Origin of the sequence: Microcystis sp. M53602_WE12 (genome assembly GCF_030065455.1) — a bacterium.
Taxonomy (GTDB): Bacteria; Cyanobacteriota; Cyanobacteriia; order Cyanobacteriales; family Microcystaceae; genus Microcystis; species Microcystis aeruginosa.
The window spans coordinates 1-18,036 of record NZ_JASJFB010000120.1; the positions used below are offsets into that span (position 1 = coordinate 1).

Consider the following 18,036-nt stretch of genomic DNA (forward strand, 5'->3'; position numbering starts at 1 on the left):
GTACCACCACGAGGGCGAGCCACCCCGGGGGAGTGACGCATCGCCATCATCATCATCCCGGAGGTAATGCCTTTTTGGGAGGGAGGAGCGCCAATTTCTGCCGCTAGACGAGCCAGGGGTGCTTTGACAAATTCGCTCTCAAACCACTCATTGAGGACATCTTCGGGGGAAGTAATCATCGTGCGGATGAAGTCGAGCAGTTTCTTTTTCGAGCCGATCGCTTTCCAGACACTAGCTAAGGCACTAGAGTTATAATTGCGGGCAATTCTGAGCAAATCTTGAGGCGGAGCGTTAAACCAAGGACCGATCGCATTCAGCAACTGTGCCCAATAGTCGATAAACTGAAGGTAGCGATCGGCATCTCGCCGAGAAAACTGGGCAATTGCGGCGTGAGTTTTTTCCAGAGAGCGATAGGAAAGAAAATATTGGCCGGAGGGATGGGGACAGAAAACGGTAGGATCGAAGAATAAATACTCTAATCCGTGGCGTTTTAGCTCCAATTCCTCAATTACCGGCCCCAAAAAAATAAATTCGTGATCGATCGCACAGAGATTAAACTTAAAATCGGGGGCTAGATCTGGGATAACCGCTTCTGTGGTTGCCGCTCCTCCTGGTACGCTACGCTGTTCCAGAAGCAGGACGCGATAACCGGCTTTGAGGAGATAGGCGGCACAAACTAAACCATTATGCCCCGCACCGATGAGGATGACATCGTAACTTTCCATGCAGTTTCAAAAATTCCTATTTTTAATTTTGCGCTTTTCTTGACCCTAATATGTTAAAAATAGTTAAAGATTCGCTGCTGTCAGCAGATTTCAGCGAGCAGTTATTAGTAAGAAGCTAGAAAACCTTTAATTTTTCCTTTTTTTTATGAGTTCTGCGATTAAAGTTATGCAGCCATCGGGTATTTTAGATGGCAACCAAGCCAGCCAATTTCGCCAAGAAATTGCCGAAGCAGTGCAGGGAGGTTCAGAGGTGATTATCGTTGATTTCCAGGATGTCACCTTTATGGATAGCTCTGGTTTAGGGGCGCTGGTTTTATCCTTGAAAACCGTGCGTTCTGCGGGGGGTAAACTATTGATCTGCTCGATTAATGAGCAGATAAAAATGTTGTTTGAATTGACCGATATGGATCGAGTTTTTGAAATTTTTAATAACCGAGAAGAATTAGAACAAAAAATCCTCGGAAGTTAATTAACGAAAATCCACCTGCATGATCGAAAGATCATCCCTAAAATTACCATCAAATTGTAAAGCTTGAATTTTTTCAATAAAATTATCAAGATTTTTAGCAGAATTACAGTGATAATTTCGTAAAGATTGAATAAAGTTTTCTAGTCCCCACATCCTACCATCAGCACAATCGATCTCGTAAATTCCATCGCTAAAAAGATAAAGGCTACTGGAGAAATTCAGGGATTGAACCTGATTGATATATTCTGCTTCCGGAAACATTCCGATGGGAAAACCGGGGGCTTTCAGTCTGGTTTCAATCATCTGTCCAAAAGGTTTTTGAGTCAGGAGAACTGCCGGGGGATGACCGGCACTGGCATAGGTTAACTGTTGTTGTTTCTGATCATAAATTCCGTACCAGATAGTAAAATATTTATCATTCTTAGGACTGATTTGATAAACTTGATTTAACCCATGTAAAACCTGATTAGGTTGATAGTAATTCACCTGAGTTAAACCACGGGAACGGAGTAAATTAATCACCGAAAGGGAAGGTAAAGCCGCTCGCAAACGATGGCCTGCCACATCTAAAAGATATAACACCAAATGGTCATTATCTAACCAATAATAATCAAAACCATCGCCCCCCAATTGACGAGAAGGAAGGAAGCGAAAATCGATAGCAAGTTTGGGAGAAATAAAAGGTTCTGGTAACAGCGATCGCACATATTCCGCCGCCTCCGCTAACTCCATTTCTAGTAATTGTTTTTGCGCTTGCAGATCATGACTTAATTGATGCAAACGAATTCCCGCCCGCACGCGCGCTCTTAACTCATTAATCTCGATCGGTTTACACAAAAAATCATCTGCCCCCGCATCCAATCCCTTGACCCGATCCTCCACCGATCCCAAAGAAGTTAAGAGGATAAAAAAAGTCGTTGACAGTTGGGGATTGAGCTTAATTTGCCGGCAAACTTCCAACCCATCGATCCCCGGCATCATCCAATCACAAATAATCATCGCTGGTTTTAGTTGCCCCGCTTGCTTTAATCCTTCTTCCCCATCACTGGCAATAAAAACCTCGTATTCCTTCCGCAAAGCGCGGCTCAAAAACGTTTGAATTACTCCATCATCATCAATTACTAGAATTCGTACCATCTTTTTTGTGACTTGACTATCTCAATCTTACTGCCTACCCCCGACTCCCTGACAGATGACTTTGCTTGTCCCTCAACCAGGGATTAAATCCAGAATCGAGCTAACACATCAGTCATAGTTTGGGAAAAATGGTATAACTTCTAGCGTAAGGCATTGGAGAGGTAAGCCGGGGGTGAAGATTTCTTTTCAGGTAGATAGCGATCTCAAGTCCTTAGATACCGTTTTAAAATATTTTGAGCAACTTGAACCAGCGGGCATTCCCCAAAAAGACTGGCTCCAGTGTCAGCTTGCTCTTGCCGAAGGTTTTACCAATGCAGTCCGTCACGCTCACCGACACCTACCTCCCGAAATCCCGATCGAGATCGAGATCGAGATTACCCGATCCCAGATGGAAATTCGCATCTGGGATCGGGGTTCCGCCTTCGATTTAGAGGACTTTATCGAGAAAAACGCCTATCATGACTATAGTTTCTCTGGTCATGGGCAAGGACTGCCGATCCTCCAAAAAATCGCCGATCAACTCAGTTATACTCGCAGCGAAGATCAGCGCAACTGTCTGTTAATTATTAAACAATTTTCCCGCCATGAATCCGATCGCACCCCTAGTTTCTCCTAGTTGGTTAGTGACTAATCTCGATCGCCCCGATCTGATGGTTATTGACTGTCGTTTTCAGTTAAACGATCCCGATCTCGGTTATCAAGAGTATTTAGCCAATCATATTGAAAATGCCTTCTATTTACACCTCGATCGCGATTTATCGGCTCCCGTTGCCCCTCATGGCGGCCGTCATCCTTTACCGAATCCGCAGACGATAGCCGCTAAATTAAGCTCTTTAGGGGTGATTTCTGGTCAAACCCATGTCATCGCCTACGATTCCTCCCGTTTTGCCTTTGCCAGTCGTCTCTGGTGGTTATTACGTTATCTGGGCCATGAACGAGTCAGCATTCTCGATGGTGGTTGGCAAAATTGGTTAAATGCCGGTTATCCCGTCTCTAATCAGATACCTGTGCCGAAAACCGGCGCTTTTCTCCCCCAAGTTCAACAGGATTGGGTAGTCACGATCGAGCAGGTAAAAAGGCAAAAAGAGCAAGGGGGAGTGGTGTTAATTGATGCCAGGGAAAGCGATCGCTATCGGGGTGAAAGGGAACCGATCGATCCGATCGCCGGTCACATCGAGGGGGCGCTTAATTATCCCTGGTTGGAAGTCACCGATAGTCAGGGTTTTTCTCAACCCCAGGACCTGCAAACACAACGTTGGCAAGAGCGGCAAGGCGATCGAGAAATTATCCTCTACTGTGGTTCAGGAGTGACAGCCTGTGTTAATATCTTTTCCCTGACCCTAGCCGGATACGAGAATGTTAAGCTATATTCTGGAGGTTGGAGTGATTGGTGTTCCTACCTGATCTAACCAGCCCTATTGATACCCATCTATCGAGAAAGATTATCAAAATGACCTGATTACTGTACAATCCCTCTATTATCACTTTTAATTATTCCCAAACTATTATCTAGTTTGTCTCCTAAGTGGGTGGGTGGAATTAAATATAAGATAAACGTAGGTTGGGTTGAAGCATGAAACCCAACGCCCGCATGGGTTACGCTACCGCTAACCCATCCTACAAATAATTGTGTCTCCCTACTTAGACAAAAAAGCTAATTTTTATTTTAGTTGCTATCTTTTTGCTCTCAAATCACCGCTATTCCCCAAAGAATAGTCGTTTTCCCCCGTAAAATTACTAAAAAGTAATTTTATAGTTAAACTGTATAAAAAATTAGGTATGTATTTTGTATGACAGAAGCCGGTCTTTGTCATTGTAATGGTGGCACCCGTCCGAAAGATCGCCTTTCGATTTTTGTGGATGGCAATAATATGTTTTATGCTCAACAAAAAAATGGTTGGTTTTTTGACCCGCGTAAGGTGTTAAATTACTTCACCAACGACCCGAATATTATGTTAATTAATGCCTTTTGGTACACGGGTTTAAAAGATTCCCAAGATCAAAGAGGTTTTCGCGATGCTTTAATTAGTTTGGGTTATACGGTGAGAACAAAAATTTTGAAAGAATATTATGATGATAGTTCCGGTCGGTTTTCCCAGAAAGCTAATTTAGATATCGAAATTGTCGTCGATATGTTTAATACCGTCGATCAATACGATCGAGTGATTTTATTTAGCGGTGATGGCGATTTTGAACGAGCGATCGAACTATTGCGCTCTAAAAATACTCATATTACCGTAGTTTCTACGGAAGGGATGATCGCTAGGGAATTACGCAACGCCACCGATCGCTATATTGACCTGAATGATATTCGCAAAGATATCGAAAAAAGTGATTATTAACCGGCCGTTTTGTCTTTAAACCGGCTATTTATCCCATTTTTCTTTATTGGTAGTCCTCACCCCAATCCTTCTCCCAGAAGGGGATAGGTGAGGCAGTTAACCATCTCTTGTTTATTTTTCCTTGAGTCGAAATAGTAAAAACTGATTGACCTGATTCGGATTAAAATTATCATCACTGACTAAAATCAAAGAGCGACTGCCATCAGCTAATCTTGGACCGAGGGTCATTCCTTCCAAATTATCTAAATCAATCCCTAAAGTCCCTAAATCTAGTAATAATTTTTTCCGCAAGGGTTGCACCTGTAAAGCTTCTAATTCTCCCGGTATCCGAGCAATTTTCGAGGTATCGGTGGCACTCCCATTAACTACCTGAAATAGTTTCGCTCCAAAACCTTCTAAACCAAAAGTTCGCTCTAAACTGAGAAAATAACCCTCTTTTTCTAAAGCTAATAATTCCGTTAAACCGTAGTATCTCGCACCACTGGGTGGCTCATCTAACACATACAATTGTTCTGATACTAACACAGGCGCACCAATCGGATCAATAACATAATGAAGAAGTCGCACTCTGAGATTTTCTGCTCTTTTTCCCGTGGGACTATCTTGAATTAACGCGCTTTCTGTGGCAGTAAACAAACGAAAAGGATCGTCTTTGAGAGTGCTGGTAATCCCTAAAGTTAAGGATTCAAACCCTAAATTATCCTGTATTCCTTTTTGATTGGTATCATCTGGTAAAAAGCGATTAGGAATTAACAAAGACTCCTTTAATTGTCCCTGCAAATCAAATTCAGCAATAAAAGGAGCAATTCCCTGTTTAACCGCACCTTCACTGGAAATAAACAAAGTTTGTCGGGGCGAAAAAGCGATACCTTCCGGGTCGATCGATCCCTTTTTAAACGTTTCTCCCTTGCCATCTTTTAGGAACGTGACTGCCTCTAAATTCACTTTTTCGATTTTTTCACCATTTATCTGCAAACTAGCCCGATAAAAGCGGGCCGGAGCTTTCTGAGAACGATCATCACTGAGGAGATAAAAGCGGTTATTGGCACGATCATAGGTAATTGCCGATAATCCCCCCACCCTTGTCCCTTGATAATCCGCTTGTGGCAATTGATATTCTCCCAAAAACTCGACCGAGAGGGGTAGAAACATTCGTTGTTCTGCTAAAACTTGCGGGGAGACACCACAGGCCCCCAGACTAAAGGTTACAATCAAACTAGCAATTAAACCCAAAATTGGGAAACGCAAATTTTCGGCAGTCAGTCTCTTATAGAATCGATCGATCACAAAATATCATCCTCTACTACGCTCCTATCAATCTATTATGCTACGTTTTTCTCTCAGTTTATGGCTCTGTTTGATCGCTACTTCCCTTCCTCTCCTAGCACAAACAGAAACCCCTGCACCCAATCCCCTCGAAACTCCCCTAAAAAGTCCTTTATTACCCGCAATCGATCGCCCTTTAACTCCCTTGGAGCGTCGTCAACTGTTATTATACATCGATCAACGCGATGCTGAAGCTCAAGCTAAATACGATGCGGGATTAAATGAGGAAGCTTTTCCTATCTGGTATGAAGTGATTAAATTAAATCGTTATTTAGGAGCAAAAGAAGAAGTAAAATCTTTGGGAAAAGTGGGTTTAGCAGCTTGGAATCGAGATCGAACCGAGGATGTTAAATTAATTACTGCTCGTTTAAAAGCTCTGCAAAAAACTGCGGAAACTAACCAGACAATGGACGGGGAATTATTAGCATTACTAGGTACATCCTATGAACAGGTACGAGCTTTTAATGAGGCGATAATTATCTATGATAAAATCCTAGCTAATGCCAGACAATCTGGTGATAATCTGGCAGTAGAAGCAACTTTAAATAAACTTGGTCAAATTCATTTATCCCGTTTTGATTATCAAAAAGCAGCTCCAGTCTATGAGGAATTATTAACTATTTCTAAGGTGCAGAATAATTCTTTGACTCAAGGAATTTATTTGCAAAGACTAGCAGAAATTTATCGAGAATCTCTGCAACCAGCTAACGCCGTAAAAATTAAAGAAGAAATAGCTGAAACCCAAATCAGAAATCAGCAAATACAGTTAATCCCCGCTCTAAAAATTCAAATTGGTTTAGATTACCAAGCTTTAAAAGATGCAAATAAAGCCAGCCAAAACTTTCAAGAAGCCTATTCTCTCGCTTTTGCTTTACAACAGTACGGCACCGCAGGAGAAGCTTTAAATAAGTTGGCCGAACTCTATAAAAGTTATCAACAGGTGGATTATGCTTTACAAATCTATCAAGAATTAATTAAAGTCCATGAATTGGGTTATAATTACTACGGTTTAATGAATACCTACGATCAAATCGGTCAAATTTATCTAGAGAGAAAAAATTATCCCCAAGCTTTACTCGCTTTCCAAAAAGGTGCGAAATTAGCCCAAGCTATCCGTTATCGTGAACAATATTTTCAAACCCAAATCACCCAAGTTAATCAAGCAATAAATAATCCTGAACAGTGATCTTTAAGTCTTTGAATAGTTAACTAATGGACATATAAGTAGGTGGGTGGAATTAAATATAAGATGAACGTAGGTTGGGTTGAAGCATGAAACCCAACGCCCGCATGGGTTACGCTACCGCTAACCCATCCTACAAATAATTGTGCCTCCCTACTTAAATGGGGAAATGGGGACTAAGAAATATCTTCCCCAACACCCTAAAACCCCAACACCCCAACACCCTAAAACCCAAAACCCAACCCACCAATGGAAAATTCCTATTCTGAATTAACCGAAGACTTGCTGAAATTGCTGCAACATTTGCCCCACTTAAAAGATAGTAAATGGATTCAAAGATCTCTGGAAGCAATAGTCAGAATTGCCGAGGAGGAAATCGATCGCCTGGATTGGAAAATTTTAACCTACGCGATCGAAGATCTAGAAAAGGGATTTCAGGTATTTTACCCCTACCGTCACATTCGTAAACTTACCATTTTTGGCTCGGCACGCATCAAACCCGACAGCAGTGAATACCGTCTCGCAGTAGAGTTCGCACGTCGTATCAGTCAATACGGTTTTATGGTGTTAACCGGCGCTGGGGGTGGCATCATGCAAGCAGGGAATGAAGGTGCTGGACGGGAAAATTCCTTCGGATTAAATATTCAGCTACCCTTTGAACAGGGGGCTAATCCCCATATCATAAATGATGCCAAATTAATCGATTTTAAATATTTCTTTACCAGAAAACTATTTTTTCTGCGGGAAAGTGACGCAGTAGCTTTATTCCCCGGTGGTTTCGGCACCCAAGATGAGGCCTTTGAAACCCTTACCCTCTGTCAAACCGGTAAATACGGACCTGCACCCCTAGTATTAATTGATGAGCCTGATGGGGATTACTGGCAAACTTGGCAAGAACAAATTAGTGAAAATCTGCAAAAAAGAGGACTGATATCCGCCGAAGATCGGAATTTTTATACTATTACCAACGATCTAGACTACGCTTGTCAAACAATTCGCCACTTCTATCGGGTGTATCACTCCAGCCGTTTTGTGGGAGAATCCTTTGTTATTCGTCTTAATCACGAACTAAGCGGGGAACAGATCGAACAAATTAACCAAAACTTCGGCGATATCCTAGTTAAGGGGAAAATCGCACCTAGTCAAATTCTAGAACGAGAGAATCGGGATTCCAGCCACCATTTACCTCGTCTAGTTTTTTACTTCAACGGCAAGAGTTACGGACGCTTGTATCAGTTAATTGATCACATCAACGATTTAAGTCCTGTAGTGACCCTCGAAGAGCATCCCGAAAGAAAATAAACCCTAGGCTAGAGTTTCCGGACAGTATCCTAAACCCTTAGTAAATTGTTGCCGAAAAGCCTCTATATCTTGCTGATCCGGGGTACCATGGGACACGATCGCCACTTGGTAACGACGCATGACATCAATAGGAGATTGTCCCGTTTCCAAACTCCAAAAAACCATCTGGAGACGCATTTCCGGTTGATAGGGAATCCCTAACTCATTCATGTAGGCGCGAAAATCCCCGTGTTGGCAAGGAGTAAGCATTTGATTAAACTTGACCTTGACCACCCAACCGTTAATCTGATGGATAACCGTCATGACGGAGGAGGGTAGATGAGTCATCGATCGCAGGTATTCGGTGACTCGTAGCGTTAGACTAGCGTTAGCAAGAAAATAGAGATAGTCCATAGTGGCCGCTGGGATGTTGGCTAATAGTCACGATTAGTGTTATATCTCTAGTCTGACGATAAACCGTTCCAGATACCAAGGGGAGAAATCCCCGATTTAGTGAAGTTCGCCTGGGTAGAATTACCCAACTTTTGCGAAGATCTTTATGATGATAACGACGATGATCCCTGACCAATCACTCTCCAGCTACGATTATCACCTTCCTCCGGAGTTAATTGCCCAAAATCCCGCAGACCCCCGAGACAGTTCCCGTCTTTTGGTGTTAGATTCTCCTAATAGTCATAATTTGGCTATTTTTCGGGATTTACCCACTTGGTTAGAGCCGGGGGATTTGTTGGTTCTCAACGATACCCGCGTGATTCCGGCCCGTTTATTTGGACGTAAAACCACCGGCGCACCCATAGAAATATTACTATTGGAAGAACAAGATAACTATCGTTGGTTATCCCTAGTGAAACCTGGAAAACGCTTTAAAGTCGGTTCAGAAGTCCTTTTTTATCCGAAAACAGGGCGAACGGAAGACCAAGCAAAATTATGGTTAGCGAAAGTAATCGATCGAGATCTAAACACCAGTGGTCGTCTGCTAGAATTTCAACGTCATCCCGGACGCAGTTTTTGGGATATGTTGGAGGAGTACGGTCATATTCCATTCCCCCCCTACGTCACCGAATCAGAGGCGGAAGAAGACCGTTATCAAACAGTTTACGGTTATAAACAGGGTTCTGTGGCCGCTCCCACGGCCGGATTACATTTTACTCCCGAATTATTCCATAAGCTCGCCCAGAAGGGTATAGATACCGCCTATATCACCCTTCATGTGGGAGTGGGAACCTTTCGTCCCGTGGAAGTGGAAAATATTACAGAACACCTAATGCACCAAGAATTTTTGCAGATTTCCGCCGAAACTGCCGAAAAAATCGCCCAAACAAAGGCTAGAGGTGGCCGGGTTATCGCCGTAGGAACCACGGTAGCTCGCGCCTTGGAAGGGGCAATTAAAGAAACTAAGAGCGATAAATTAACCGCTTTTCAGGGAAAAACCAATTTATTTGTCTATCCGGGTTATCAATGGCGGGTTATCGACGGCATGATCACTAATTTTCACCTACCCAAGTCCAGTTTGATGATGTTAGTCAGTGCCTTAGTCGGACGGGAAAGACTACTGGCATTGTATCAAGCAGCTATCCAAGAACGTTTCCGTTTCTATTCCTTCGGTGACGCTATGTTAATCCTACCCAGCGCTTGCAGCAGTAATCGGTAAGTAGTTGGGCAAAATTACATCCACACCCTAGAAAGAAGGAGGAGCAGAACTGCGGAAAGGGCAACAGGAAAGGGGAAAAATATGTGTAAGCGGCCCGCGCATCTAAATTGGTCTAGGTCGATTATCGAACCACCTCTAGCCTGTTGTCTATCCTAACCAAGAAATGAAAAGAAAAGATATTAAAATTGGTCGCCGCTATTCTAGCAAACCCCTGCAAATATTTTTAATTATTGCGTTCATCGTCGCCGCTCCCTTTGCTATTTTTTATCTTATTGCCTTGGCCTATCTCTGGCAAGGCGATCGACTTTTGGCCGCGGGGGAGAAGGAATCGGCTCTGTCTGCTTACCGAACAGTTTTATCTTTTCACGAAAATTCAGTCCAAGCCCATATAAAAATCGCTCAGGTCTTGCAAAGTCAAAAACGCTATTCTGAAGCCTTACAAGCATATAATCGTGGCTTTATCGTTAATAATAAACCACCGATGGAACCCTCCCAAAGTAATTATTTAGTGGCTTTGGGGGATATCTTCGCGCAGGAGGAAAAATGGTCAGAGGCGATCGATGCTTACCAAAAAGCAATTATCATTAAACCAACTTTTAAAGCGCAATTTCAGCTAGGAAAAGCCCTCTATAGTTCACAACGTTGGGATGAGGCGGCGAAAGCTCTGCAAGCAGCGGTTTTTCTCGATCCTACTCAGGGAAAAGCCTATTTTTATCTGGGAAAGGCCTACAGTGAACAGCAACTCTGGCCAGAGGCCAGTTATGCCTATCAGCAAGCTCTAGAATTGATACCTAATCAGGGTGAAACCTACAAAAAATTAGGAGAAACCCTAGCAAAACAGGGAAAATGGGAGGAAGCAGAGCAAATATATCGACAGGCTTTAATTTACGCCCCTAAAGATGGGGATATTTATAATTATTTAGGTAAAGCTTTAGCGGAACAGGGAAAACTAGGGGAAGCCATGGCAGTTTTTCAACAGGCGCGCCAAATTAGTCCCAAGAATGCTAATATTTACGAAAATCTCTGTTATATCTATATCAACAACGGTCAGATCGATGAGGGTCTAAATTGGTGTCGGCAGGCCGTAGAAATTGATCCCAATTTATCAGAAGTTAGATTTATTTTAGAGGAAATTCAACGGGGGCGATTGATTCACGACAATCCCGAATTATTAAAAATGCCAGAGATAATTCCCAGTGTTAAGAGTGATCCTCTGGTGAATTTAAAACGCTCAATTGTTAAAATTGTCATTCGTGGCAAAAATAACAATGGTATCGGCACTGGTTGGTTATTAAAACGAGATCAAGATACAGCTTGGATCGTGACTAACCGCCATGTGGTTACGAATTACCGTCAAGAAATCGATGCAGGGGCGCGCATTTTTGTCGAGTATTATAGCCAACCACCCCAGGGAAAAATTCCCAAGCGTTCAAAAGCTAAAATTCTCCACACTACCCCCCCTAACGACTGGCTCGATTTAGCAGTATTAGAGGTAAAAAATCCCCCCCCAGATTTAAAACCTTTAGCTTTAGCGCCCCTACCAATTGCCGCTAATCAACCAGTAATCTCGATCGGTAATCCTTTTAATCAAAAAGATTGGACTGTCAGCAAAGGCACTGTTAATGATAATAACCAAAAATCCTTAAGTTTGTCCATGTTTGTCGTTTCTGGACAGTCGGGAAGTCCAGTTTTAAACGATAAAAATCAAGTGGTGGGAGTGATTTCCCAAGCGAGTTTATTTTGTGATGATCCCTCCACTCCTAAACCCCTAGAAAATGCCGTTAAATTGGGCTGCGGTTTCGCAATTCCCATTGACAGGGTGCGAGAAAGGTTAAGGGAGTGGGAATTATGAATTGGGAAGTGGGGAAGTGGGGAAGTGGGGTGTGGGGAGGTGGGGAAGCGGGGTGTGGGGTGTAGGGTGTAGGGTGTAGGGTGTGGGGTGTGGGGTGTGGGGTGTGGGGTGTGGGGTGTGGGAAGTATAAATAAAAATAATCTCCTGTCTCCTGTCTCGGAGTCTCCTGTCTCGGAGTCTCCTGTCTCCTGATAACTGCTATGCTAGTCTAGGCAGAAAACCAGTCGATCGAGATCACCGTGGCTAACCAAGAAGCAACTTCCCCCGCTATTCGTACCCCCTTATATGACCTAATTGCCCAACAAACCAGCAAATTTACCCCTTTTGCGGGTTGGGAGATGCCGATACAGTTTAGCGGCCTAAAAATCGAACATAATGCTGTCCGCAATGGTGTCGGGATGTTTGACATTTCCCACATGGGCAAATTTATCTTAACTGGAGATAATCTGGTTCAATCTCTCCAAACCCTAGTTCCCTCTAATTTAGCCCGTTTAAGGGCAGGAAAAGCACAATATAGCGTTTTACTTAACCCGGACGGTGGCATAATCGATGATATTATCTTTTACTACCAAAGCGAAAGCCAAGGCGTATTAATTGTTAATGCCTCAACCACCGATAAAGATCGAGAATGGATTTTAGGCAATTTAGAGGGTTCGGGGGTCAAATTAAAGGATTTATCGCGAGAAAGGGTCTTAATTGCCCTGCAAGGACCCAAGGCGGCCACAATTTTACAGCCCTTGGTCGGGGAAAAATTAAGCGATTTTGGCCTATTTAATCACTGGGAAAGCCAGCTTTTCGGGGAAAAAGTTTTTATCGCTAGGACCGGTTACACGGGAGAAGATGGTTTTGAAATTATGGCCGCTCCTGAAATCGGGCAGCAACTTTGGACAGAATTCTTAAATTTAGGGGTGACTCCCTGCGGTTTAGGGGCGCGGGATACCCTGCGTTTAGAGGCAGCTTTAGCCCTTTATGGACAGGATATCGACGATAGCACGAGTCCCCTAGAGGCAGGCTTAAATTGGTTGGTTCATCTGCCAGAAAAAGGCGATTTTATCGGTCGCAATGTCCTTGAAGACCAAAAACTTAATGGTGTGAATCGGCGCTTGGTGGGATTGCAGATGTCCGGCAAACATATCGCCCGTCACGATTATCCGGTAGTATTCGCTGGGGAAGTGGTGGGTAAAGTCACCAGTGGCACTTTATCACCAACTTTAAACACAGCGATCGCTTTAGCCTATCTTCCCACACCTTTCGCCTCGATCGGACAGGCGATCGAAGTAGAAATCCGCGGCACTACCTACCCCGCTACCGTCGTTAAAAAACCCTTTTATAAAAGTAAAAAGTAGTGGTTTGTTTCAGCTAATTTGGTGTATTAGAAAAATGCTATAAATTCTATAATCTAAGACTTTAAGCCGAAATCTATTGCCCTATTTTAGCTGAAACAGTCCAGTAGGGTGCGTTAGCGCAGCGTAACGCACCAACCTAAAGCACCGAGAAAAAAGGAGCAATAATTTGGTGGGTTACGGCGAACACAAAATCAATACTAAACTGTAGCAGTTACCGTCGCCTAACCCACCCTACAGCTGAATCCTGAAAATGCAATCCGTAGACTTTACCACCCTCAGCGCCACTTGTGCCGAAATTGCCGCCACTTGGCTGCCCGCAAGACTAGAACAAGTGTATCAAATTGATCGCCAAACGATCGCCCTCCATTTACGAACCTTCGATCGCAAGGGATGGTTAATTATTTCTTGGCATCCCCAAGGGGCGCGGCTGCATATTGGTGATCCACCGCCAAAAGTCCCAGATACCTTCACTTTCAGCGATCAATTGCGTCATCAACTCAATGGTTTTGCCCTGACAAAATTAGCATTTGTTGCCCCGTGGGAAAGAGTCATCGATCTACAATTTGCCCAACGTCCCGATGATCCGGCCCTGGGGCATTTGTATATAGAAATTATGGGCAAATATAGCAATGTTATTTTAACTGCGGCTGACAATCAAATTGTCACCGTTGCCCATCAAGTCAATGCCACCCAGTCTAGTGTTCGCACCGTACAAACGGGACAAATCTATCAACTACCCCCCGTTTTATTGGCAACAAATCCCAGTTTAGAAGAATCCTTGAGCAGTTGGCAAGCCAGAGTTAGTTTAATCCCTAAAACTATCGAAAAACAGTTAGTTAGTACCTATCGTGGTGTTAGTCCGGTCATCGCTCGATCGCTGTTGCAAAAAGCCAAAATTAACCCGAAATTAAACACGGATCAGTTAGATACTAATGATTGGGAAAAGCTCTTTTCGGCCTGGCAAGAATGGTTAAAAATGCTCGAAAATAAAACCTTTCAACCGGGATGGACAAGCGAAGGTTATACAGTTATCGGTGGGGAGATGCTGGCGGCGGCTAAAAATGTCCAAGAATTATTAAACCGTTATTATAGCGACCAAATTAATCAAGAAAGTTTTCGACAACTACAGCAAAAATTAAGCCAAAAAATCACCTCTTTACTGACTAAACTGCAAACCAAAGCCGCAGGATTTCAAAGAAGACTAGCAGAATCTGCTCATGCTGATCGCTATAAAGAGCAAGGGGATTTATTAATGGCAAATCTGCAGCAAATACAGCAGGGAATGACTAGCATTAGTTTGGCGGATTTCCAGACAGGAACACCTGTAATTATTCCTCTCGATCCCGAAAGAAATCCCGTGCAGAATGCCCAATATTTTTATAAACAACATCAGAAATTAAAAAGGGCGCGGTTAGCGGTGGAACCTTTATTAGAGGAAGTGGTCAGTGAAATTAATTATCTCGAACAAGTGCGATCGAGTTTAAGTCAACTAGAAAATTATAGCAGCAGCGAAGATTTACAGGCATTAGACGAGATACAAGAAGAATTAATCCAACAAAAGTATCTAGAAAGCAATTACCAGCGTAATCGGACGAATAACAAAGAATCTGAACCCATGCGCTTTATTACTCCCTCTGGAGTAGAATTATGGATTGGCAGAAATAACCGTCAAAATGATCGGCTAACTTTTCGTAGCGCCAGCGATTACGATATCTGGTTTCATAGTCAAGAAATCGCTGGTAGTCACGTTTTACTCCGTTTAACCCCCGGTACAGTTCCAGAAGCCGCCGATCTGCAATTTGCCGCCGATTACGCCGCTTATTATAGCCGCGCTCGCCATAGTGAACAGGTTCCCGTCGTCTATACCCGTCCCAAATACGTCTATAAACCCAAGGGCGCCAAGCCCGGTATGGTGGTTTACAAACAGGAAACGGTAATCTGGGGCTGTCCTCAGAGGGTTGAAGATTACCGCAAAAAATAATTTTCTACCAAATTGTTTACTTTTTTTTACACAAAATGGGTATTGTCTGTTACAATTGTTACTAGAGAGACAAATGCAGTTCAGGCGCTTGGGAACGCAAGAACTATATTTCCTCGGATTACAACAACAAACAACAGCAAACCAGTGGTAGCAGCCGATAGTCTCGGGAAAGACACAAAAAACCGACTATTCAGGTGATATTAAAGCGACCACTGGTATTTTATCCTCACCTAACCGCTTCTGTCACTTTCCTCAACTTTCTTTTGGGTTTCCGAGACTTATTGCCCAGTTGACTGAGTTTGATTGTTGAGAATATTTGCTCTATCTTTGGGATGAAAGAGGGATAGTTGGCATCCAGCTTTTTTTGACATACCCCACGCCGTTTACGACGTGGATTCTTCTAGCATCACTGCTGTGAATTTCTGGCTCAACGAGTCCACTTGAATTAGATTCCTGGCGAAATCCAACCCAGAGGTGGTTCTCTCCCCAGACTTTCGCGACCTTACAGAAGCCTGTTTTCGGGGGCCCCTACGATACAGTTCAAAACCTCTAAAATCATTGGTTTCTTTGGTACTTGGTGCTGAGAATTTTTACCTATAGGAGCATTCCCCTAGAGAACCCCATAACTCTAGTTTTCAAGGTGCGTTCATCGGTTGATGACTGGGTTTTTTAAGCGGTTGCTTACCCGGCCCCCTATTCTTAATATCATACATCCTATAAAGTCGCCCTCAAAGGGCGAGGCTTTAAACCCAATTTTTCGGTAAAGAAATTTAAACTTCACGCACAGTTAAGCCTCTTCGGCCTAAATAAACGACTAGAAACAGTTTTTTTCGGGAGGCCCAGTTTATGGATAGCCCATTAGGGACGATGAACTTTCAACAGACAGAGCTATACAAAAGAATTCAGGCATTTGCCTTGGATCGGCCAGATAGTCAATTATCTTTCAGCCAACGATTAGCAAAAGATAACGGCTGGTCCTTAGGCTATACTCAGAGAGCGATCGAGGAATACAAAAAGTTTATATTTCTAGCCGTTGCAGCAGGACATCCGGTCACGCCATCCGACCAAATCGATCAAGTTTGGCATTTACATCTGACCTATACGCGATTGTACTGGCAAGAGTTCTGTCCCAAAATTTTGCAAACCACATTACATCACGAGCCGACTCGTGGGGGTTCATCCGAGCAATTAAAATTTGGCAGTTGGTATAGCAAGACGCTAGAAAGTTACGAACAGTTTTTTGGACATATTCCGCCAATAGATATTTGGCCTAAACCCAAAGACCGATTCGGGCGAGATTTGCATTTTATCCGGATCAACACTCAACAAAGCTGGGTTTTGTCAAAACCTAATTTCACAGTCTCCTTCAAACCACAACTGCGAAAAATAGGCATCTTTACCTTTTTAGTCTTCCTTTCACTGATGATAACTAGCTGTCAGATAATCTCCCAAATTCCTAACCCAATGAATTTTACAGGTCCGGAATTTTTAACCTTCTATATTTCCCTAGTAGTGATGGGAATCGCTTTGGCAGCCTGGCTACGTTTTTCACTGTGCCTAGTTAGCGCTAATACAAAGCAGCAACCTGATTTAAATACTTACGAGATAGCTTTCTTGGCGGGGGGCAATGATCGCCTGATTATGGCCGCAATCGCCAGTTTGGTAAAACAAGGCTATGTGGAGGTATTAAAGGAAAAATCACCATTTGGAAGAACACAAAGCAAACTGGTGGTGACAGGAAAGATCGATGCTATTGCCGATCCTGTAGAAAAGGCGGTCGCCCAAGATATTTTGGCCACTGATGGGGCAATTGAACAGGTTTTCCAGAAGTCTAAAGTAATGAAAGATAGCATTCGTTCCCGCCTAGAACAGCTTGGTTTGTTTCTGAGCGATGCCCAAGCATTCAAAGCCCAAATTTATCCATCATTGATTGTGGTTATTCTTCTAGGAATAGGCTTGTGCAAAATGGCTGTGGGAATTTCTCGCGATAAGCCAGTTGGTTTACTTCTCATCTGTATATTTGGGCTTCTAGTTTTGGGAGCAAGGTTTTTTGTCAAACCACAGTGCAAGCGCAGCCGTTATGGAGAGATCATTTTTAATGATTTAACAAATCGCTTACAACCTTTAAAAACAGCCAATAGCAGCGATTCTGAACTTGTGCTTGCGGTGGCGTTGTTTGGAGCAACAGTTCTGATGGCGGATATGGCTTTAGCAGACTTGTATCAAATGCTGACTCCCATAGCCGCTGCTAGTAGCGGCAGTGGTAGCGGCAGTGGTGGCGGCAGTGATGGCGGCAGTGATGGCGGCAGTGGCGGCAGTGATGGCGGCAGTGGCGGCGGCAGTGGCGGTTGTGGTGGTTGTGGTGGTTGTGGTGGTTGTGGTGGTTGATTGAGTTCAAGGCTATTAACAGCCGCTCGCTCGAAGCGTGATGCCGAACCGCGAACTCCGTTAAATTTGTCTGTTTTTAGCGGAAGTTCCCCCATACAGATTCTGCCACAGCAGAGGTTGTCGCTTTTTGTCAAAGGGAAACTTCCGTTGAACATTCCCGCCACGGTAGCTCTGTTAATTTCTGCCTTAATCTCCTCTCTGGTTTGATTGCTTACTGCCACCAGCCGAAAAAACCCTCCTGGAACAGGGAATTTTATCGCCTCTACTTAGGGTTTGCTGGAATAAATCTAAAAACATTGTTGGATAAGGTTTTTAGACTTTTTTCCCCTCAAAA

General features: G+C 43.4%; 15 protein-coding genes and 1 pseudogene. 12 read left to right on the forward strand and 4 right to left on the reverse strand.

Annotated elements, in window-relative coordinates:
• Positions 1–725, reverse strand: a 725-nt coding sequence (locus PX482_RS04730; protein WP_288122139.1) for a phytoene desaturase family protein, incomplete at its 3' end; no start/stop codon positions are given.
• Positions 726–870: 145 nt separating this feature from the next.
• On the opposite strand from PX482_RS04730, the gene PX482_RS04735 reads away from it, so the two are divergent.
• Positions 871–1,194, forward strand: a complete 324-nt coding sequence (locus PX482_RS04735; RefSeq protein ID WP_002756645.1) for an STAS domain-containing protein — start codon at positions 871–873, stop codon at positions 1,192–1,194.
• On the opposite strand, the gene PX482_RS04740 is transcribed toward PX482_RS04735, so the two are convergent.
• Complete coding sequence (locus PX482_RS04740; RefSeq protein ID WP_288093750.1) at positions 1,195–2,331, reverse strand: PP2C family protein-serine/threonine phosphatase; 1,137 nt, start codon at positions 2,329–2,331, stop codon at positions 1,195–1,197. It lies immediately after the preceding gene.
• 172 nt (positions 2,332–2,503) lie between these two features.
• On the opposite strand from PX482_RS04740, the gene PX482_RS04745 reads away from it, so the two are divergent.
• The 3 genes from PX482_RS04745 to PX482_RS04755 all read left to right on the forward strand — a co-directional run bounded on the left by PX482_RS04745 (position 2,504) and on the right by PX482_RS04755 (position 4,673).
• On the forward strand, positions 2,504–2,947 hold the full coding sequence (locus PX482_RS04745; protein WP_002756640.1) for an ATP-binding protein: 444 nt from the start codon (positions 2,504–2,506) through the stop codon (positions 2,945–2,947).
• Positions 2,916–3,740: a sulfurtransferase gene (locus tag PX482_RS04750; RefSeq protein WP_288093752.1), complete on the forward strand. Its 825-nt coding sequence runs from the start codon at positions 2,916–2,918 to the stop codon at positions 3,738–3,740. The genes PX482_RS04745 and PX482_RS04750 overlap by 32 nt, the downstream gene beginning before the upstream one ends.
• A 381-nt stretch (positions 3,741–4,121) precedes the next feature.
• Complete coding sequence (locus PX482_RS04755; protein ID WP_002751943.1) at positions 4,122–4,673, forward strand: LabA-like NYN domain-containing protein; 552 nt, start codon at positions 4,122–4,124, stop codon at positions 4,671–4,673.
• Between the two features lie 111 nt (positions 4,674–4,784).
• On the opposite strand, the gene PX482_RS04760 is transcribed toward PX482_RS04755, so the two are convergent.
• Entirely contained in the window at positions 4,785–5,960 is a 1,176-nt protein-coding gene (locus PX482_RS04760) for an esterase-like activity of phytase family protein (RefSeq protein WP_052275540.1), read from the reverse strand.
• Between the two features lie 37 nt (positions 5,961–5,997).
• On the opposite strand from PX482_RS04760, the gene PX482_RS04765 reads away from it, so the two are divergent.
• Complete coding sequence (locus tag PX482_RS04765) at positions 5,998–7,185, forward strand: tetratricopeptide repeat protein (protein ID WP_288122141.1); 1,188 nt, start codon at positions 5,998–6,000, stop codon at positions 7,183–7,185.
• A 246-nt stretch (positions 7,186–7,431) separates the two neighbouring features.
• Positions 7,432–8,484: an LOG family protein gene (locus PX482_RS04770; RefSeq protein WP_288122143.1), complete on the forward strand. Its 1,053-nt coding sequence runs from the start codon at positions 7,432–7,434 to the stop codon at positions 8,482–8,484.
• 3 nt (positions 8,485–8,487) lie between these two features.
• Here PX482_RS04770 and PX482_RS04775 read toward each other — a convergent pair whose 3' ends face one another.
• Entirely contained in the window at positions 8,488–8,877 is a 390-nt protein-coding gene (locus PX482_RS04775) for a hypothetical protein (RefSeq protein ID WP_002733765.1), read from the reverse strand.
• Between the two features lie 160 nt (positions 8,878–9,037).
• Here PX482_RS04775 and queA point away from each other — a divergent pair, with 160 nt between their 5' ends.
• The 6 genes and pseudogenes from queA to PX482_RS04805 all read left to right on the forward strand — a co-directional run.
• Complete coding sequence (gene queA / locus PX482_RS04780; protein WP_288059929.1) at positions 9,038–10,135, forward strand: tRNA preQ1(34) S-adenosylmethionine ribosyltransferase-isomerase QueA; 1,098 nt, start codon at positions 9,038–9,040, stop codon at positions 10,133–10,135.
• A gap of 163 nt (positions 10,136–10,298) precedes the next feature.
• Positions 10,299–11,987, forward strand: coding sequence for a serine protease (locus PX482_RS04785; protein WP_002756621.1), 1,689 nt, complete (start codon positions 10,299–10,301; stop codon positions 11,985–11,987).
• 239 nt (positions 11,988–12,226) lie between these two features.
• Positions 12,227–13,333, forward strand: a complete 1,107-nt coding sequence (gene gcvT, locus PX482_RS04790; protein WP_288122145.1) for a glycine cleavage system aminomethyltransferase GcvT — start codon at positions 12,227–12,229, stop codon at positions 13,331–13,333.
• Positions 13,334–13,583: 250 nt separating this feature from the next.
• The gene (locus PX482_RS04795) at positions 13,584–15,314 is read left to right on the forward strand and encodes an Rqc2 family fibronectin-binding protein (RefSeq protein ID WP_002756619.1); all 1,731 of its coding nucleotides are present in this window, start codon (positions 13,584–13,586) and stop codon (positions 15,312–15,314) included.
• A gap of 846 nt (positions 15,315–16,160) precedes the next feature.
• Positions 16,161–17,702 carry a TIGR04222 domain-containing membrane protein gene (locus PX482_RS04800; protein ID WP_002756618.1) on the forward strand — a complete coding sequence of 514 codons (1,542 nt, stop codon included), beginning with the start codon at positions 16,161–16,163 and terminating at the stop codon, positions 17,700–17,702.
• 140 nt (positions 17,703–17,842) lie between these two features.
• A pseudogene (locus PX482_RS04805) lies at positions 17,843–17,941 on the forward strand (IS982 family transposase); the annotation flags it as partial.
• Positions 17,942–18,036: the final 95 nt, after the last annotated feature.

What these genes read in the sequence shown, in the direction of transcription:
- PX482_RS04795 (WP_002756619.1), top strand. Translation starts at nt 13,584, where the DNA reads ATGCAATCCGTAGACTTTACCACCCTCAGCGCCACTTGTGCCGAAATT.
- PX482_RS04800 (WP_002756618.1), top strand. Translation starts at nt 16,161, where the DNA reads ATGGATAGCCCATTAGGGACGATGAACTTTCAACAGACAGAGCTATAC.
- PX482_RS04740 (WP_288093750.1), bottom strand. Translation starts at nt 2,331, where the DNA reads ATGGTACGAATTCTAGTAATTGATGATGATGGAGTAATTCAAACGTTT.
- PX482_RS04750 (WP_288093752.1), top strand. Translation starts at nt 2,916, where the DNA reads ATGAATCCGATCGCACCCCTAGTTTCTCCTAGTTGGTTAGTGACTAAT.
- PX482_RS04755 (WP_002751943.1), top strand. Translation starts at nt 4,122, where the DNA reads ATGACAGAAGCCGGTCTTTGTCATTGTAATGGTGGCACCCGTCCGAAA.
- PX482_RS04775 (WP_002733765.1), bottom strand. Translation starts at nt 8,877, where the DNA reads ATGGACTATCTCTATTTTCTTGCTAACGCTAGTCTAACGCTACGAGTC.
- queA (WP_288059929.1), top strand. Translation starts at nt 9,038, where the DNA reads ATGATCCCTGACCAATCACTCTCCAGCTACGATTATCACCTTCCTCCG.
- PX482_RS04765 (WP_288122141.1), top strand. Translation starts at nt 5,998, where the DNA reads ATGCTACGTTTTTCTCTCAGTTTATGGCTCTGTTTGATCGCTACTTCC.
- PX482_RS04770 (WP_288122143.1), top strand. Translation starts at nt 7,432, where the DNA reads ATGGAAAATTCCTATTCTGAATTAACCGAAGACTTGCTGAAATTGCTG.
- PX482_RS04785 (WP_002756621.1), top strand. Translation starts at nt 10,299, where the DNA reads ATGAAAAGAAAAGATATTAAAATTGGTCGCCGCTATTCTAGCAAACCC.
- PX482_RS04735 (WP_002756645.1), top strand. Translation starts at nt 871, where the DNA reads ATGAGTTCTGCGATTAAAGTTATGCAGCCATCGGGTATTTTAGATGGC.